12 protein-coding genes are annotated in these 17,520 nt (G+C 65.4%); 8 read left to right on the forward strand and 4 right to left on the reverse strand.

Annotated elements, in window-relative coordinates; translation table 11 throughout:
* The first annotated feature begins 117 nt into the window (after window positions 1–117).
* Window positions 118–1,242 (forward strand): carboxylate-amine ligase, encoded by a 1,125-nt coding sequence (locus ACP56T_RS16350; protein ID WP_430913273.1) that lies wholly within the window; start codon window positions 118–120, stop codon window positions 1,240–1,242.
* Between the two features lie 84 nt (window positions 1,243–1,326).
* On the opposite strand, the gene der is transcribed toward ACP56T_RS16350, so the two are convergent.
* The 3 genes from der to ACP56T_RS16365 all read right to left on the reverse strand — a co-directional run bounded on the left by der (window position 1,327) and on the right by ACP56T_RS16365 (window position 4,178).
* A complete protein-coding gene (gene der / locus ACP56T_RS16355; protein ID WP_430913197.1) occupies window positions 1,327–2,667 on the reverse strand; it encodes a ribosome biogenesis GTPase Der in 1,341 nt (446 codons plus the stop codon).
* Between the two features lie 76 nt (window positions 2,668–2,743).
* Window positions 2,744–3,454 carry a tetratricopeptide repeat protein gene (locus tag ACP56T_RS16360; RefSeq protein ID WP_430913274.1) on the reverse strand — a complete coding sequence of 237 codons (711 nt, stop codon included), beginning with the start codon at window positions 3,452–3,454 and terminating at the stop codon, window positions 2,744–2,746.
* Between the two features lie 130 nt (window positions 3,455–3,584).
* On the reverse strand, window positions 3,585–4,178 hold the full coding sequence (locus ACP56T_RS16365; RefSeq protein WP_430913198.1) for an NnrU family protein: 594 nt from the start codon (window positions 4,176–4,178) through the stop codon (window positions 3,585–3,587).
* Between the two features lie 120 nt (window positions 4,179–4,298).
* On the opposite strand from ACP56T_RS16365, the gene ACP56T_RS16370 reads away from it, so the two are divergent.
* The 5 genes from ACP56T_RS16370 to ACP56T_RS16390 all read left to right on the forward strand — a co-directional run bounded on the left by ACP56T_RS16370 (window position 4,299) and on the right by ACP56T_RS16390 (window position 10,229).
* Window positions 4,299–5,477, forward strand: coding sequence for a hypothetical protein (locus ACP56T_RS16370; protein ID WP_430913199.1), 1,179 nt, complete (start codon window positions 4,299–4,301; stop codon window positions 5,475–5,477).
* Between the two features lie 118 nt (window positions 5,478–5,595).
* Window positions 5,596–6,687: an OpgC family protein gene (locus ACP56T_RS16375; RefSeq protein WP_430913200.1), complete on the forward strand. Its 1,092-nt coding sequence runs from the start codon at window positions 5,596–5,598 to the stop codon at window positions 6,685–6,687.
* The gene (locus tag ACP56T_RS16380; protein WP_430913201.1) at window positions 6,654–7,694 is read left to right on the forward strand and encodes an SGNH/GDSL hydrolase family protein; all 1,041 of its coding nucleotides are present in this window, start codon (window positions 6,654–6,656) and stop codon (window positions 7,692–7,694) included. Before ACP56T_RS16375 ends, ACP56T_RS16380 begins: the two co-directional genes overlap by 34 nt.
* 73 nt (window positions 7,695–7,767) lie before the next feature.
* A complete protein-coding gene (locus tag ACP56T_RS16385) occupies window positions 7,768–9,114 on the forward strand; it encodes a lipopolysaccharide biosynthesis protein (RefSeq protein ID WP_430913202.1) in 1,347 nt (448 codons plus the stop codon).
* Complete coding sequence (locus ACP56T_RS16390; RefSeq protein ID WP_430913203.1) at window positions 9,111–10,229, forward strand: GNAT family N-acetyltransferase; 1,119 nt, start codon at window positions 9,111–9,113, stop codon at window positions 10,227–10,229. Before ACP56T_RS16385 ends, ACP56T_RS16390 begins: the two co-directional genes overlap by 4 nt.
* 276 nt (window positions 10,230–10,505) lie before the next feature.
* Here the strand turns inward: ACP56T_RS16390 and ACP56T_RS16395 are convergent, their stop codons facing one another.
* Window positions 10,506–15,455 carry a methyltransferase domain-containing protein gene (locus ACP56T_RS16395; protein WP_430913204.1) on the reverse strand — a complete coding sequence of 1,650 codons (4,950 nt, stop codon included), beginning with the start codon at window positions 15,453–15,455 and terminating at the stop codon, window positions 10,506–10,508.
* Window positions 15,456–15,820: 365 nt separating this feature from the next.
* On the opposite strand from ACP56T_RS16395, the gene ACP56T_RS16400 reads away from it, so the two are divergent.
* Both ACP56T_RS16400 and ACP56T_RS16405 read left to right on the forward strand, forming a co-directional pair.
* Complete coding sequence (locus ACP56T_RS16400; RefSeq protein ID WP_430913206.1) at window positions 15,821–16,582, forward strand: sulfotransferase family protein; 762 nt, start codon at window positions 15,821–15,823, stop codon at window positions 16,580–16,582.
* Window positions 16,583–16,662: 80 nt separating this feature from the next.
* Window positions 16,663–17,406: a class I SAM-dependent methyltransferase gene (locus tag ACP56T_RS16405; protein ID WP_430913207.1), complete on the forward strand. Its 744-nt coding sequence runs from the start codon at window positions 16,663–16,665 to the stop codon at window positions 17,404–17,406.
* The last annotated feature ends 114 nt before the right edge of the window (window positions 17,407–17,520 follow it).

The following is a 17,520-nucleotide window of genomic DNA, read 5'->3' on the forward strand; positions in this document are numbered from 1 at the left end:
GCGACTGCGGGGCGGCGGCCGTCCGCCGAGTCTCATGGGTTCCGACCCATGAGATGCGACGAGAGGCACCAAGCGGCCCCTCGCGAGTTGTCGCACGCGCGACACCCGAGGGGCATGATGACTTCGCACAGCTACCGCTTCGGCATCGAGGAGGAGTATTTCCTGGCCGATGCCGAGACGCGCGGCACCCCGCGCCGCTCGGTGAAGCCGTTCCACGCGGACGCCGCCGAGCGCCTGCCGGAGATCGGGCGCGAGCTGCTGCAATGCCAGGTCGAGGTCTGCACGCCGCCCTCGACGGAGTTCGCCGATGCGCGCGCCGTGCTCGGGCGGCAGCGCGCGGCGCTCGCCGATCTCGGCCGGCGGCACGGCCTGCTGGTCTTCGCAGCCGGCACGCATCCGGTGGCGGACTGGGCCCGGCAACTGCCCACCAAGGGCGACCGCTATCGCGGCATCCTCAAGGATGTGGGCCTCGCCGGCCGGCGCAGCCTGATCTGCGGCATGCATGTCCATGTCGAGGTGCCCGACCCGGACGCCCGCGTCGCGCTGATGAACCGCCTGCTGCCGTTCCAGCCGCTGCTCTTCGCGCTCTCGGCCTCCTCGCCCTTCTGGCAGGGCAAGCCGACGGGGCTCACCGCCTACCGCCTCAGCGCCTTTGGGGAATTGCCCCGCACCGGCCTGCCCGAACTGTTTCCCGATGCCGCCGCCTATGAGCGCTACGTGCGCATCATGACGCGGGCCGGCTCGATCCAGGACGCGAGCTTCCTGTGGTGGTCGCTACGGCCCTCGATCAAGTTCCCGACCCTCGAGCTGCGCATCGCCGATTCCTGCACCCGGCTCGACGACGCGATTACCATCGCCGCCCTGTTCCGCTGCCTCGTACGCCTCGCAGTGCGCCGCCCGGAGCTCAACGCGGGGCTCGACGCGGTCTCGCGGGCTCTCGCCGAGGAGAACCTCTGGCGGGCGCAGCGCAGCGGCACCGAGGCCGAGCTGATCGACGAGGCCGACGAGGAGGCGCATCCCTTCGCCGACGCCCTCGACCGTCTGCTGGCGCTGATCGCGGAGGACGCGGAGGCGCTGGGCTGCACGGCCGAGGTCGCGCGCGCCAGAACGATTTTGGCGGAGGGCACCAGCGCCGACCGACAGATCGCGATCTTCGAGGAGACCCGCACCGGCGACACCAGCAACCGGCAGGCCCTCGACGCGGTGGTGGATTGGCTGGCGGAGACGAGCGCAGGCGGCTGAGGGCCTCGCAGATCCCGCGATCCGTGCGCATTCCCTCTCCCCGCCATGCGGGGAGAGGCGCACCCCGTGCTTAACCGGGATGGATCAGCCCTTGTCGAACGGGTTCTCGCTCGTCCTCAGCGAGAGCCGGATCGGCGTGCCGGGGAGATCGAACGCCTCGCGCAGCGCGTTGACGAGGTAGCGCGTGTAGGATTTCGGCAGCGCGTTGAGCTGGTTGCCGAACAGGGCGAAATGCGGCGGCCGGCTCTTCACCTGGGTGGCGTAGCGGATCTTGATGCGCCTCCCTGAGACGGCCGGCGGCGGGTTGCGGCTGGTGGCCTCGCTCAGCCAGTCGTTGATGCGCGAGGTCGAGACGCGCCGGCTCCAGACCTCGGCGGCGCCGACCACCGCCTTCATCAGGGCGTCGATGCCCTCGCCGGCGAGCCCTGACAGCGGCACCACGGCGACGCCGCGCACCTGCGGGAGCAGGCGGGTGCAGTCCTCGCGCAATGTCTTCAGGAGGCCGGGCTGGTCGGCCACGAGGTCCCACTTGTTGAGGCCGATCACCACGGAGCGGCCCTCGCTCTCCACCAGATCGATGATGGTGAGGTCCTGCTTCTCGAACGGGATGGTGGCGTCGAGCAGCACCACCACGACCTCGGCGAAGCGGATGGCGCGCAAGCCGTCCGAGACCGCGAGCTTCTCGAGCTTGTCCTCGATGCGGGCGCGGCGGCGCATGCCGGCGGTGTCGTGGAGGCGGATGCGGCGGCCGCGCCACTCCCAGTCCAGCGAGATCGAGTCGCGGGTGATGCCCGCCTCCGGCCCGACGAGCAGCCGGTCCTGCCCGATCATGCGGTTGATGAGGGTCGACTTGCCGGCGTTGGGGCGCCCGACGATGGCGACCTTGAGCGCCCGGTCGGCCTCGTCCGCATCGTCGTCCTCGTCCCGCTCGGGGAGCGCTTCGCGCAGCGCTTCGTGCAGTTCCCCTAAGCCCTCGCCATGCTCGGCCGAGAAGGGGATCGGGTCGCCGAGCCCCAACGAGAACGCCTCGTAGGCGCCGGACAGCCCGGTGCCGCCCTCCGCCTTGTTGGCGATCAGCACCACGGGGCAGCCGGCCCGGCGCACCATGTCGGCAAAGGGCTGGTCGGCGGGCAGGATGCCGGCGCGCGCGTCGATGACGAACAGCACCACGTCGGCTTCGAGGATGGCGATCTCGGTCTGCGCGCGCATGCGGCCGAGCAGCGTGTCGGCCTCCGCGTCCTCGAGACCGGCGGTGTCGATGATGCGGAAGTTCAGGCCGCCGAAGGCGACGTCGCCCTCCCGCCGGTCGCGGGTCACGCCCGGCCGGTCGTCGACGAGGGCGAGCTTCTTGCCCACGAGGCGGTTGAAGAGGGTCGACTTGCCGACGTTCGGCCGTCCGACGATCGCGACGGTCGGCATGTCCATGGCGGTACGTTCCTAGATCGGGCCGGCGGGGCCGGGTCGCCCCGCGCCATCCCGAGAATACAAAAATCCGGCCGCTTCAGCGGGTGATCGGCGGCGGCGGGGCGGCGGCCTCGGGCTTGGCCTGCGTGACGGCGACGGCACCGCCGGCCACGAGGGCGGCGTAGACCTCGATGCGCTGGCGCAGGTTCTGCGGCGTCTCCGGGTCGGCGACGAGCTGGTCGAACCAGCGGCCGGCCTCCTCGTACTGCCCGCGCTCGAGGGCGGCGAGGCCGAGCATCTCGCGGGCGGTGAAGCGGTAGGGGCTCGATGCGGCGAGCCCCTGGAGGCTCGCCATCGCCGGTGCCGGGTCGGCGTCGCCGAGCCGCAGCAGGGCGGAGCGCAGGCGCGCGAGGTCGCGCAGGCCGTCGCCGAGCTTGGTATCGGCGGCGAGGGCGTCGAACTCCTTGGCGCCGGCCGCCGCGTCGCGCTTGCCGAGCTCCGCCGCCGAGCGGAAGCGCGCCAGCAGGCGATAGCCCGAGGGACCCTCGCTTTCGAGGGCGTCGAAGGCCTTGTCGGCTTCCTCCGCCTTGCCGTCGCGGGCGAGGCGGTTGGCCGTGTCGAAGCGCTCGGACGCCGCCTCTGCGGCGTTGCGCTGCGTGGTCTGCCAATACCGCCAGCCCCCGACGCCGGCCACGATCAGCACCGCCACGGCGATGATCAGGCCGCTGTAGCGGGTCCAGATCTTGGCGATCTGGTCGCGGCGATAGTCCTCGTTGACCTCGCGGAAGAACTCGTTGTTGTCAGCCATCGTACCCATGGGCCGCCGCGTCCGGCGCCGGCCGCCTTCGTCCGTGAAAATCTCGACGGCCCGCGCCTAGCACGTTGCCGTCGGATTGGCGACACGCCTCAGGCGAGGCGTTCCGCACGCAAGACTCTCCTCACGCAAGACCCGGCCACGCGTAGACCCCGATCAGCGGATAATGCAGGAAGCGCGCGAACACGAACCAGACCACCGTGCCGGCCACCACCGCGATCACGTCGTTGCGCCAGCCGGCCGGCGCGGTCTGGCGCTCCGCCTGGACGGGCGTGAGCGGCCGGCGCTTGGCGCTGATGCGGGCGGCCACCGCCCAGGCGAGGAACCCGCCGAAGAGCAGGATCGAGCCGAGATCGCCGTTCGCCAGCAGATGGGCCGTCGCCCAGATCTTCACGCCGAGCAGCATCGGATGCTTCGCCCAGGCGCGGATATGGCTCGGCAGGTTCATCGAGGCGAGCACGATGAAGGCGAGCAGCATCAGGAGCAACGCGAGGTGGCGCGTGAAGACCGGGGGATCCCAGACCTGGATGTAGCCGGACGACCGATAGGCGCCGAAGCCGACCACGGCGAGAACCAGCCCCGCCACCGAGAGCACCGAATAGCCGATCTTGAAGCCGTTCGCGCCGAGGCGCTCGACCAGCGCCGCGCGCGGCCCGCGGGCCATGGAGAAGGCATGGGTGCCGAGGAACAGCACCAGCCCGAGGATCAGCAGCGCCATGGATCGCTTTCCGGGGGAGGATGGGAGGAAGCCTGTGGACCGGGCCCCGCTTCCACGCGCCGGTCAAGCAGTCTGTAACCGTTCTCAAGCGCAATGAGCAGTCCTCCCCAGGCTTCCCCGATGCCGCGCCGGACCGTCCTCTCCGTTCTCGCCTGCCTCGCCGGAACGGCGCGCGCGCTGGCCTCCTCCGAGCCGCCGCTGTCGAGCCTCACCCTGGTCGGGCCGCCGGCGATCGTGTTCAAGGCCGGGCGCGACGCCTGCGACGGGGCCGACGTGCCCGACATCTCGGCCCGCGCCCTGCGTGAGCCCTCCGGGGCCGTCGCGCTGTTCGGCCTGCACTACCGCAACCGCGCGATGCGCGGGCCCGATCTCGACCATCTCAAGCTCGACTGCGCGGTGGTGCTCGATTCGGGCGAGGCCCCCGACCCGGCGGCCTATGACGACCGCTCCTGGATCGCCGCCACCTGGAGCGAGGACGGCCGCCGCGTCGAGGCGCTGCTGCATCACGAGTATCAGGCGAACGAGCATCCCGGCCGCTGCCGGGAGGCGAGCTATCTCGCCTGCTGGTACAACACCGTCGTCGCGGCCCGCTCCGAGGACGGCGGCCGCAGCTTCCGGCGCGCCGCTCCCCCGGTGGTGGCGATGGCGGCTCCCTTCCGCCAGGAGGTCGGCCAGGGCCGGCACCGGGGCTTCTTCAACCCCTCGAACATCGTGGCCGACGGGCGCTGGCGCTACGTCTTCGTCTCGACGACGGGCTGGGACAAACCTGGGCGACAGGAGCCCGGCACCTGCCTCTTCCGCACCGGCGATCCGGGCGATGCCGCGAGCTGGCGCGGCTGGACGGGACGCGGCTTCACCGCGGCCTTCCCGGACCCGTACCGGGGAGCGCCGAAGCCGCCGGAGGCGTGCCTGCCCCTGGCGCCGTTCCCGGCCGGCGTCGGCGCGGTGGTGCGTCACCGCGCCACGGGGGCGTTCATCGCGGTGTTCATGGCCAAGGCCGATCCCGCGCGCGGCCTGCCGCAATCGGGCTTCTACTGGACCACCTCGCGCGATCTCCTCGCCTGGGACACGCCGCGCCTGCTGCTCGCGGGGGCGACGCTCTACGACGACCCCTGCGCCGCGCCCGGCGGCCTCATCGCCTACCCCTCGCTCCTCGATCCGCAGGCGCGGGGGCGCAACTTCGACGATACCGGCGACACCGCGCTCCTCACCTACGCCACCCTGCGCACGCAGGGCTGCGCCGTCACCTCGGACCGCGACCTCCTGCGCCGGCCGCTCGCCATCAAGGTCTGGCCCTGAGCCCTTCCGCGCGGCCCTCCGGCGGGCCGGGGCGACCAAAGGCGACTTTGCAGATCGGGGGCCTTGCGCCTATCAGGGCGCGCCCGCCCATCCGCCAGCCTCCGGAGCCGCCGACCCGATGCGGGAACCGAACGCGATCGATTTCTGGCGCGGGCTGGCCCTCGTCACGATCTTCATCAACCACGTTCCGGGCAACACCTTCGAGCGCTATACCTATTCGCAATACGGCATCTCGGACGCCGCCGAGCTGTTCGTGTTCCTGGCCGGCTGGTCGATCGGCATCGCCACGCGCAACCGCGACGGCACCCGCGAGCCGCCGGGACGCAGCGTGCTGCGGCTCCTGTCGCGCACCATCGAGGTCTACCGGGCGCAGATCACCGTGATGATGATCGCGCTCGCCATGATCGCGGGCACGGCGCTCGTCCTCGACAACCCGCTCATCCTCGAATGGCACAATGCCGGCGGCTTCTTCGCCGACCCGATCCAGACCACGGTCGGCGTGGTGCTGCTGACCCATCAGCTCGGCTTCTTCAACATCCTGCCGCTCTACGTGGTGCTGCTCGGCATCGCCCCGGTCTTCGTGCTGCTGGCGCGCGTCAGCCGGCTGGCGGCGCTCGGCCTGTCGGCGGCGCTCTACGTGACGAGCCTCGTGGAGGAATGGAACATCCCCTCCTGGCCGGGGGAGGGGGACTGGTTCTTCGATCCGTTCTGCTGGCAGCTCCTCCTTGTCCTCGGCTTCGTGATGCAGGACTGGAATGCCCGCAGCGGCACGTTGCGCAAGTGGTCGCGGCGCCTGATGCCGCTCGGCGTCGTGCTGGTGATCCTCGGGATCGTCCTCTCGGTATTCGAACTCCGGCCCGATCCGATGATGGTCCCCGAGCCGCGCCTTATTTTTACCTTCGACAAGACTTACCTGTCGCCCGCGCGGCTGATCCATTTCCTCGGCATGTTGCTCGCCTTCCAATCGGTCTACGGCTTGATCGCCCCGAGAATCGGTCTGGCGGTCGAATACCTGACCGGACTGGGCCGCAACTCGCTGGCGGTCTTCTCGATGGGATCGATCCTCAGCCTCGCCGGGCAGCTCTTCCGCTTCTGGACGGGCGGGGGCTTCCTGGTCGATGTTCTGGTCCTGAGCGTCGGGCTCTTCGCGCTCGGCACCACCGCATGGTTCGTCGAATGGCGCTCCCGCAAGCCGCGGCTCCCGGCATGAGATCCGTCCGCGCCCTCCTCGCCGCCCTGTTGGCGCTGGCGGCCTCGCCCGGTCTCGCACAGGAGCCGGCGGCACCGCCGCAAGCGCCGCCCCCGCCCGTGCCGGTGATCGTCTCGCCGCCCGCCCCCGCGGCCAGCGCCGAGCCCGCCGATCCGAGCCTCTCCCCGGAATGCCGGGTGCCCGGCTCCAAGCTCTACACCCTCGCCCGGCTCAAGGCCGTGAAGGCGGCCCTGAAGGAGCACCGGCCGGTGCGCGTCCTCGCGGTGGGCTCGACCTCCTCGGCGCCGGGCGCCTCGGCGAACTATCCGGTGCGGCTCGAATCGGCGCTGGAGCGCTCGATTCCCAATGTCGACGTGGTCATCGAGGCGCGCGGCCTCCAGGGGGAGATCGCTTCGGGCGCCGCCGAGCGCCTGCGCGCCATGGTGGCGGAGATCGAGCCGGATCTGGTGATCTGGCAGGTCGGCACCCACGACGCGCTCGCCCGCGTCGATCTCGACTCCTTCGGAGACGCTCTCGACGAGACGGTGCGGTGGATCAAGTCCCACAACATCGACGTGGTGCTGGTCGATCCGCTCTACACGGCGAGCCTCGCCGAGGACGAGTACTACAACAGCGTCGTGCGCAAGGTGCTGGAGGTGGCCAAGCGCGAGGGCGTGCCGCTGGTGCAGCGCTACGAGGCGATGCGCTACCTCTCCGGCCGCCCCGACAAGGCGGACGACCACTTCCTCGGGCGCCAGTTCCGGCTCAACGACCTCGGCCTGCGCTGCATGGCCGAGCACGTCACCCGCGCCATCACGCTCTCGCTGCTCCAGCCCGACGCCACCGGCAGCGCCGGCACGGTGCTCGGCAAGGACCTGCCGCGCAAGGAGATCCCGGCCAAGGAGGCCCCAGCGAAGGAGACTTCGGCGAAGGACACCCCGGCGAAGGCGGAGCCGCCCAAATCCGGGGCCCACACCTCGGAGGCGCCCCACGGGGACGGCGAGCCGGCCTTCTCCTCGCCCTATTAACCGGGGCGCAACCGGGCGCGTGTAGTCCGGTCCTTCGCGCCGCGCCCCGTTGCGGCGGGCAGCGAGGGCGGACATGGCGGCGGGTCTCCTTCCCGGAACGGCGCTGGGCCTCGCCTTCGACCGGATACGGAGCCTGCGCGCCGGCCCTGCCCGCGCCGCGCTCGACGTCTTCGCCATCCGCGTCTCGGCCGCCGGCTTCGCCTACGGCGCCCAGGTGCTCATGGCCCGCCTGATGGGCGGGGCCGAATACGGCGTCTTCGCCGCGATCTGGGTGTGGACGGCGATCCTCGGCCATTCCGCCACCCTCGGCCTGTCGCAGGGCGCCTGCCGTTTCCTCCCCGCCGACCTCGTGCGCGGCGATCTCGCGGCCTGTCGCGGCTTCCTGATCGGGGGCGCCTGGGTGAGCGCCGCGAGCGGCATCGCCGTCGCCGGCATCGGCCTCGCCATCGTCCATGCCGCCACCGAGCTTCCCGGCGGCGCCTACGGGCCGCCGCTCCTCGTCGCGGCGCTGGTGCTGCCGCTCTTCGCGCTCCAGGACTATCTCGAAGGGGTCGCCCGCAGCCTAAACCGCGCGGCCCTCGCCATCGCTCCGCCCTACCTGCTGCGGCAGGGCATCCTGATGGCCGCGATGCTCGGCGCGGTGCTGCTCGGGGCGCCGGCGCGGGCGGAGGTGGCGGTGTGCTGCACGCTCCTCGCGACCGGGATCGCCGTCGCGGTGCAGGCGGTGCTGCTCGCCGCGCATCTGCGCCGGCTCCTTCCGCCCGGTCCGAAGACGTTCCGCTGGCGGACATGGATGGGCGCCTGCCTGCCCATCGCCGCCACCGACCTCGCCGGTGCGGCGCTCGGCTTCGTCGACGTGGTGATCCTCGGCGCGCTCTGCCCCCCGGAGACGGTGGGGCTCTATTTCGCCGCGACGCGCATCGTGCAGTTCGTGGCCTTCGTGCATTACGCCGCCTCCGCCGCGACGGCCCAGCGCTTCAGCGCCGCCAAGGCCGGGGGCGACTCCGCCGGGCTGGCGCGGCTGGTGCGCAGCCAGGCACGCGCGACCTTCGCGGCGACCGCCCTCGTCGGGCTCGGCGTGCTGGCGGCCGGCCCGCTGCTGCTCGGCCTGTTCGGCCCGGATTTCCGCGACAGCCTGCCGGTCCTGGCGATCCTCGTCGCCGGCAGCGTCGGCGCGGCGCTCTTCGGTCCCGGCGAGGACCTTCTGACCATGCTCGGCGGCGAGCGCGTCTGCGCCGCGATCACGGCGGCGATGCTGGCGCTGGCCGTGCTCCTGACATGGGCGCTCGTCCTCCGTTTCGGCGCGCCGGGAGCGGCCGTCGCGATGAGCCTGATCGCGATGCTGCGGGGCTTCGCCATGGCGCGGGCGGCGCGCGCCATCCATGGGTTGTCCACGCCGGTCTGGAGCCGGGCGCGATGATCCCCGAGCGCGCATCGTCGCGGCTCGACATCGCCCTCGTCGCGGCCGACGCGGTTTCGGCGCCGGAGTGGGACGGTCTGCAAGCCGCCGCGCCCCATCCCCATTTCGGCCGCCAGGGCATCGCCGCCCACCGCGCCGCCGGTCTCGCCCCGGCGGACCTGCATCTCGTCACGGTCCGTGCGGGCGGGCGCCTCGCGGCGCTGCTGCCCTTCCGCTTGCGCCGCGATCTCGGCGCGCTCGGCGCGCCCGTGGCGCAGCCGTTCCTCTCGCCCTTCGTCACCGCGACCCCACCTCTCGTCTCGGGGGGCGAGGATGTTCTCGACGCCCTCGTCGCCGGGCTGGCGCTGGCGTCGGGCGGACGCGGCTGGCGCTGGCCGCTGCTGCCGCAGGACGCGACCGGAGACGCGCTCGTCGCCGCGATGGAGCGGGCAGGCTGGCGAATCGGCATCGCGCACAGCTTCGCGCGTCCGGTCCTGAACCGGCGCGCGAGCGAGGACGCCTTCCTCGCCGGCCATCCCCACAAGAGCCGCCTCAAGGATCTGCGCCGCCGCGAGCGCCGGCTGGCCGAGGCGGGGGCGGTCGCCTTCGAGACGGCGACGGAGGGCGAGGCGCTCGCCGCCGCCGTCGCGGCGTTCCTGGCCCTGGAGCGGAGCGGCTGGAAGGGCGCGGCCGGCACCGCCCTGGCCTGCCGCCCGGAAACGCACGCCTTCGCGCGCGCCCTGTTCTCCGGCGCGCCCGGCCCGGTGCGTCCGCGCGCCGATACCCTGCTGCTCGACGGCCGCCCCATCGCGATCAGCCTCGCCCTGGTGGCGGGCGGTAGCGCGACCCTGCTGAAGACGGCCTATGACGAGAGCCGGCGCGCCCATGCGCCGGGCCTGCTGCTCGAGGCCCGCATCGTGGCTCGGATGCACGAGACCGCCTTCGCGGACAGGCTGGATTCGGCGACGCTGCCGGGTTCGGCGCTGGAGAGCCTCTATCCCGACCGCGAGATCCTCCGCGAGATCGTGGCGCTGCCGCCGGGCGCACCGGGGCCGGTCCTTGAGACGCGGCTGCGGCTGATGCGCCTGGAAGCGAGCGCCCGCGCGGAAGCCAAGCGGCTTCTCGGACGCGGATAGGCCGCATTCAGCCACAGCGGAGCCGGCACGGCGCAAACGCACGCGGCACGACAAGAGATCGGCCGCTTCGGGTTCGACCTGCTCCAGCTAATTGCCGGGACTTAACAGCCAGACCGTATTCAATCCCTTCCACGCAAGTTGAGGAGAGCGCAGATTTGACGCCCTCCTCTGTTTTGGATCAGGTGACATCTCGACAAAATTCTGGGTCGAGCCAAATAAAACTATTTTATCACCTACCATTCAGAGATAGCTCGGCAGAGTTCGTTTGAGGAAAAATCAAACCATCCTCTTCCCTGCGTCCGTTTGCGATGATCGCGGGTTGTTGCCGATTTCCGGGATCATCGACGCCAGCAGATCCCGAACGGCCTGTTCCGAATACCGGTCCCGGAGGAATGCAACGGCTCGGCCGGCTCGGATAAGCGCATCCGGGCGATCGTAAGTCGCGTGCAAGACGGCATCCGCGAATGCGCGCGGCGTATCGCCGACGAATCCCATCTGCTCCGCATCCGGAATGCCTTGCGCGCCGACGCTCGTCATGGCCACGGGCACTCCGTTGGCCATGGCCTCGATCACCTTGCCCTTGACCCCTGCTCCAAAGCGCAGAGGCGCAATCGAAAGGCCGGAAGTCCGATACAGTTTATCGAGATCGGCTGTGCTCAGCCTTCCAAGGACATCGATACCATCGCCGGCCAGATCTCTGACGGAATTGGGTGTATTGGATCCGACGATCGACAGGTGGAATCGCTTGTCTGCCTGCCGCAGCAGGGGAAATACCTCTTCCACGAACCATACGATGCCATCGATATTCGGACCGTGTGAGAAGCCTCCTACAAAGAGCAGCTTGAAGGGATCGGCATGTTCGCTCAGAGCCAGCCGTGCGGTAGCTTCCACCAGCTCAGCGTCGCTGAAGATGATCATCGGTATCGCGGACATTTCCACCCGAGCAGGGAGGTGCCCACGAAGGAAATCGATTTCGTCGGAGCTTGGATATAAGACTATATCTGAAGTAGAGCAGATTTTTAGCTCGGTATCTTTCCACTTTTCCGCTTCTGCAAGCAGGTCGTCATTTCCGCTAACAGCGTGTTCGAGCATTATCCTTCGAAAATGAAGATCGTGCCCATAATACATTTTCCGGATGTTCGGAAAATTCGCAAGGTCGTCGACATATTTCTCCGCAATATGCGGACGGCTCAAGAGGGTATAATCGAGGTATTTCCCGTTCGAAGAAAGCCAATCCGAGAATCGATCTATATAAGCATGTGAGTAGATGACCTCTACGCCCATGCGTTGAAGAGTCGGCACATACTCACGATCTTCATACAAGTTATCTGACCAGAAGGTGACGGCAAAGCCACTCTCGGCAAACAGTTTGATATAGACGAACATCGTCCGGGAGCCCGCATCTCTGTCCCACTGCGGCGCATAGTGATCTACGATGAGAATATGCGGTTTCTTGCGCGAACGATCACGAGCCAGGAAGACGTTTTCCGCGTTCGGCTCATGATCGTTTTCAAGAGTGTCGCGCCAGCGCTCGAAAAACTTGACGTTGTTCAAGATCTGATAATTCTTGATGCCCGATTCCACATCGCGGCCGTGGCTGCGTCCCTCGTGGTGGACCAGCATCGAATGCGGCTGATAACGCGTCCGATACCCCGCCGCCCGGACCCGAAAGGCGATATCCGAGTCTTCACAATAGGCAGGAGCATAGATTGGATCGAACCCGCCCAGTTCCTCCCAGAGATCTCGGGGCAATGCGATCGAGGCGCCCGAAATATAATCCACGTCCTTTGCGTAGTTGAACTCAGGAAGCCAAGGCTCCTGATTGCGCCCATAGTTCCAGGCCGATCCATCGCGCCAGAGAATGCCACCTGCTTCTTGCAGTGTGCCATCGCCATTTATGAGCTTCGAGCCGGTAAGGCCGACGGATCGATCGGCCTCCATGGGCGTGATCAGATGCTCGAGCCAGCCCGGAAACACGACCGTGTCGTTGTTGAGGAAGATGATATAGCGCCCGCTCGATCGGGCCGCGGCTTCATTGCAATTGTGAAGAAATCCGACATTCGACGCTTGTCGCAGATGGCGTACACATCCCCCGATCGCGCTGATGATTTCAGCCGTCCGGTCGGTCGAAACGTCGTCGGCAACAATGATCTCGAAGCTATGATTTGCGGGCGCTTGGAGGATAGAATAAATACATGTTAGGGTGTACACAAGATTATTGTGCACAGGGATCACGATCGATACGGACGGAATTGAAAAATAACTTTTCTTCGACAGGAAGCGTAGTCCGGCAAGCATTTCATCGAGTTCTGGACTGAAATCGAATTCTTTTGTATTGTTTTCGTATCTGCTGATAACAGAAAATATCGACACATAAAAATCGATGACCTCTTCGCCAAATCGATCGATGATATAGTCTCTGAGTCTTTGGGGCAGATAGTAATGGTTTTCGCTTGAGCGTCCCCATGTGTATTTGGACGCAGGCATAGGCAACGTCGGCTCGATGGCCGAGAATTCGACTCTTCCCGTAAGAAGGTGTTCCATCACTTTCGCTGACGGCCAGGCCGGATACGCCGCGACGACTGAAGCCGCGCGGGACGAGGGAAGTCTGCCCTCCGCCCAGCCGACGTTGAGAAAATGACTATAAAGTTCGCGGCTTGAAAGACGCAAATCCCTATACGTATCGCGATAGAAGATGGGATCGAAAAACGGATGCGGCTTCCTGTTTTCGTGTGCTCCAAAGAGGCTATAATGAGACAACGGTATGAATTCAAATTTCGCAACATCTGGATACGTTGCAAGGTACCAGTAATTATCGAACAATCTATTGGGCGCCCGGTTTTCACGCCATCCGTGGGCAACGTAGTGCTCCAGGGGGTTTATTCCGGATGCCGCGGCATCGCTGTTCGACTGCATATAAAAATCGGCATCAAACAGTGGGTGAATCGGCAAACGATACCAAGCGGGATCGGATACATACCGAACGAGATCAAAAGTTTCAATGTCAGACTGCTTCTCGCGCAGCCAATCTACATCGATGAGCGGATGAGTGGACAATCCTCTGCGTCGTCCCTCCACCATGTAGTGGGTGAGGGGAGATTCATTGTCCGATAAGCTCAGCTTATTTGATATTACATAGTATTCCGGGTCGAAAAGAGGGTGCATGACGTCGTCGTAGAGACCGGATGCAACGACCTGAGTGTAGCTCGCGGAGCGTCCGGAAAAGCTCGGAACATGCGCGACCAGATAGGGGGTCGAAAGAATCGGATTGCAAGAAATTCCAGCCCGACAGCCTCGTGCCCGAAAGTCGGACCATGCATCGCTTTGTTTGGCCAGGCCGGCGTTGGACCTATAATACTCAGCATCAAAAAAGCCGGCTGCCCGGAACAATTCGAGTTTCTTCTTTGTCAAAACCCGTTCGAGTGGTTCTTTCAGGCGACGGGGCCAAATCCGCACATGCTCTCGCGCCCATGCCAATGCGTCGATGTATTGACGGTGCTCGAACAAAACGGCCTGGTAGGCCCGTCTCATGGCATCGAAATGTGCGCCAAAGGCAGACATCCGCCTCAGTTCTTCGACATCGTCCCTCAGGAATACTTCCCGTTCGGCGATAAGCGCGTGGTCCCTCTCCAGGGCCGCTCGGCGCAGCGATGCAGCCTCTTGAAGGAGCGCCGTCTCGCGTCCTTCGGACCGGCTTGCGGCGTCGTCCAGCAACCGGCGCGCCTCCGCGAACTCGCGATCCCGCTCCAGGGCCGCTTGGCGCAGCGAGGCCGCCTCCTCAAGCAGCGCCGTCTCGCGTCCTTCCGCCTGGCTTGCGGCGTCGTTCAGCTGCCGGCGCGCCTCCGCGAGTTCGTGATCTCGCTCTTGGGCCGCTTGGCGGAGCGAGGCCGCCTCCTGAAGGAGCGCCTTTTCGCGGTCTTCGGCCCGGCTTGCCGCGTCGTCCAGCAGCCGCCGCGCCTCTGCGAGTTCGCGATCCCGCTCCAGGGCCGCTTGGCGCAGGCTCTCTTCGGTCCTCCAGGCCGCTTCCTTGATCTCCACCTGCATCGAAATCGCGCGGGTGGCGGCCTCGACCAGGCCCTGCATTCTGCCGGCATCCATATTCTGGGCGGCGAGAGCGGCTTCCAGGTCGTCGATGCGATGCTTTTGCGTGGCGCATCGAATGGCCACGCGCGTGAGTACGCGGAAGACCGACTGGTTTTGGGGGGCGACCTCGCTCCCGTCGATCTCGGTCAGGATGGACGCGAGTCCCGTGAGGTCGGCGGCATTGGATTTCGCGGAAAGATGATCGATTTCTCTCGCTTGCAGAACCTGAAGTTCTTGCAAGTGGTTTTTTCGGGCCGCCGTCAAGGCGAGCTGGTGCTCTTGCCCGCGCTTGCCGAGCTCCGCCTCGATTTCCCTTACGCGTGCGCGAAGGACTTCATCTTCCTGATGAAGCCCCGATGCCCAATGCATGATGCGCGAATGCTCTTCCCATAGATCGTCCTCGCGCATCATGAAGATGGAGTCGCGAGGGGCCGGGACTGGTATTTCGGCGTCGCTGGTCAAGCCTATGAGGTATTCCGGCGACGGCAAGCGACAAATACCCGGACCAATATGAGGGGCCCCCTCCGAGGCGATTTCGGCTCGGAAACCTCGATATTCCGATATATTCGGGCTATTGTCGTCGGATCGCACTGGGCCGATCAACGAGGATAGCGCCATTCTTTGCCCAAGCAGGGCAACGTTGGCAAAGGATGCTCGCAATAACTCGAGCAGCTCAGGAGCGTTCATTTCATGAACGTGATGAACGTTGGGCTCCGATTTATATCTGTTGTATATCTCTCGGTCCGGCGAGGAAATGATCAACAATCCACCGGGCCGCAGAACCCGCCTAAATTCTTTGATGACTTTCTGCGCTTCGGCTACGTGTTCGATTGTCTCCATCGAGACAACGACGTCGAAACTGCCGTCGGGGAATGGAATGTCGTTGGCATTTCCAACAACATATTCGAGATGAGAGGGCCTGCCGTAAAGCCAATTGGCTTGAGCGACCACCGTTGCGTCGATGTCGACGCCGACGACCCGCTTGGCAACGGTGCTCAGAACCGCCGATCCGTAGCCCTGACCGCAAGCGATATCGAGAACTACGGCGTCGGTGACGTAGTCTTTCGCAAATGCGTATCGATGAAAATGTTCATATCTAATTTTTCCAGAATAACTTGGCTCGTATCTCTCGATATCCGGCATTTACTTGCCTGCCCATTGGTCCGTATCAATCTGAATGCTCTTTAGCAGGTCGAGGGACGTCATGTCACGCGGCATGCCCAGGGCGGAAGCGGCCTCGCGCGCAGGCTCGCGCTGTAGGATCTCGGGCGTAGCGGTGCGCCGCCGCGTGGTCGCCTACGTGGCCGAGCCCGGGCGAAACCGCGAGGATCCGCAGCAGGGTGCGATGCGCGCGGGGCGGCTTCACCTCACTCCTCTCATCTGCCATCATCGACGTCCGTGGGACACGATGGCTGGAATGCTGGAGGGGCTGCAATTTAGTCGTCATCGGGGAGCGATGGAATGCTGAATACTTCCATTCGCTTTCAAGGATTGTATCAAGGTAATTCATGGCAAAGCCGAATTTGTTCATTGTTGGCGCCGGCAAATCCGGCACGACATCGCTTTATCACCTCCTGAAAAATCATCCGGAGATCAAGGTCAGTGACGTAAAGGAGCCCAGTTTTTTCTGTAGTTACTTTCAGGTCGTCAAAAATCCAATAGAATATTTTAAATTATTCGATCCACAGAAGAAGTATTGTGTGGATGCCTCGCACGTCTATTTTTCCAACCCGGAAACCGCTCCTGTCCTGAAAAGCCTTTTTCCGGACGCAAAGTTTCTGGTCATCTTGCGTCAGCCCAAGGCGCGTGCGTATTCCCTGTATCAGCACATGCGGCGGGCCATGCACGCCGATGGTCGTCCGCTGGATCTGGCTGAGACTTTCCCGGAGGCTTTACGCCTGGAAGGCGAGCGCTTCGTATCTGCTGAATTCTTTGAAAAATCTCGACACTATTTCTGGAATTTCATGTATATGAGGTCGTCATGCTATGATATTCAGTTGCAGAGATATTTTGATTTGTACCATCGTGATCGGTTCCTGGTCATGAGTTTGGCCGAGTTTACAGGCGATCCGGTGAATGCCGTGCAGGCGATCGGCCGTTTCCTGGATGTCGATGCGGCTGGGTTCGGGGGCGAGATCCCTGTCACCAATGTGGCGCCGCCTTATTCTCCCTGCGATCCGGAGAGCGATGCCTTCATGGACGCGTATTTCGGAGACTTGACGGCGCGTGTCGATCGTCTCGTCGGCCGTCCGCTGGACTGGTCTCTGTAGCGGGTTGCCGTCCCGATGGGCGTGGCTCATGGGCGGCGAGATCGGTTGAAATCCAATCTCCGGGGTCGATCATGGATAAGATGCAGCACATCCAGATGGTGAAGGAGAGAGTGTGGTTCTACGAGTTCGATCTGCCGGACGGAACGCGTACGTCGACCAACATTCCGGCCGCGATTCTCCCGATCCATACCTCTCGAAGAGACAAGCTCATAAACATCATCGCGGAGCATGTTTCGGGCGCGGGTGATCTGACGGCGTTCGATCTCGCCTCGCACGAAGGATATTATTCGATCGCGCTGGCTCGGCATTTCAAATCCGTATGCGGATTCGAGATCCGCGATTCGAGCCGAGAGGCCGCCGAGCTGATCACGAAGGTGCTCGGTGTCGAGAACGTCACTTACGTCAAGGCCGACCTGCAAGAGATGCCGTTCGATCCCGACCGGACGGCCGATTTCATTCTGCTCTACGGCTTGTTGTATCACATGGAAGATCCGATCCATGTGCTGCGTCTGGCGAGCCGGATGTCACGCAAGCACATTCTCGTCGAAACGCAGGTCTTTCCCTATGATGTCACCGGAAAGATCGAGGACGGTCATTACGACAGCCTGCGCCCGATCGAGGGCGTCTTCGGGCTCACGCCCGATTACGCGGCCCGGCGCGAAGGCGGTTCGACGGATATCGCCCTGGTTCCGTCCCTGAATGCCCTGCTCTTCCTGTTGCGGAATTTTGGCTTCACCGAATTGCAGGTGCTCCCGAGCGGGGAGGGCGATTACGAGCAATTCCACAGGGGCACGCGCGTCATCGTCTACGGCCGGAAACCCTGAGCGGCCCCATGTTTCCCGGCGGCCGTTCGGTTCGAGTCGCGCGGCCGGGGCTTGGACCTAGCTTGGCCTCGCGGAGCGCGAGATGCTGCGCGCCGCTGCCGCCATGATGCATAA

It is taken from the genome of Methylobacterium endophyticum, from assembly GCF_050591105.1.
Lineage (GTDB): Bacteria > Pseudomonadota > Alphaproteobacteria > Rhizobiales > Beijerinckiaceae > Methylobacterium.

Bases quoted from the DNA above. Each gene is read 5' to 3' on its own strand.
- ACP56T_RS16350 (WP_430913273.1), top strand. From the start codon at position 118: ATGACTTCGCACAGCTACCGCTTCGGCATCGAGGAGGAGTATTTCCTG.
- der (WP_430913197.1), bottom strand. From the start codon at position 2,667: ATGGACATGCCGACCGTCGCGATCGTCGGACGGCCGAACGTCGGCAAG.
- ACP56T_RS16360 (WP_430913274.1), bottom strand. From the start codon at position 3,454: ATGGCTGACAACAACGAGTTCTTCCGCGAGGTCAACGAGGACTATCGC.
- ACP56T_RS16365 (WP_430913198.1), bottom strand. From the start codon at position 4,178: ATGGCGCTGCTGATCCTCGGGCTGGTGCTGTTCCTCGGCACCCATGCC.
- ACP56T_RS16370 (WP_430913199.1), top strand. From the start codon at position 4,299: ATGCCGCGCCGGACCGTCCTCTCCGTTCTCGCCTGCCTCGCCGGAACG.
- ACP56T_RS16375 (WP_430913200.1), top strand. From the start codon at position 5,596: ATGCGGGAACCGAACGCGATCGATTTCTGGCGCGGGCTGGCCCTCGTC.
- ACP56T_RS16380 (WP_430913201.1), top strand. From the start codon at position 6,654: ATGGCGCTCCCGCAAGCCGCGGCTCCCGGCATGAGATCCGTCCGCGCC.
- ACP56T_RS16385 (WP_430913202.1), top strand. From the start codon at position 7,768: ATGGCGGCGGGTCTCCTTCCCGGAACGGCGCTGGGCCTCGCCTTCGAC.
- ACP56T_RS16390 (WP_430913203.1), top strand. From the start codon at position 9,111: ATGATCCCCGAGCGCGCATCGTCGCGGCTCGACATCGCCCTCGTCGCG.
- ACP56T_RS16395 (WP_430913204.1), bottom strand. From the start codon at position 15,455: ATGCCGGATATCGAGAGATACGAGCCAAGTTATTCTGGAAAAATTAGA.
- ACP56T_RS16400 (WP_430913206.1), top strand. From the start codon at position 15,821: ATGGCAAAGCCGAATTTGTTCATTGTTGGCGCCGGCAAATCCGGCACG.
- ACP56T_RS16405 (WP_430913207.1), top strand. From the start codon at position 16,663: ATGCAGCACATCCAGATGGTGAAGGAGAGAGTGTGGTTCTACGAGTTC.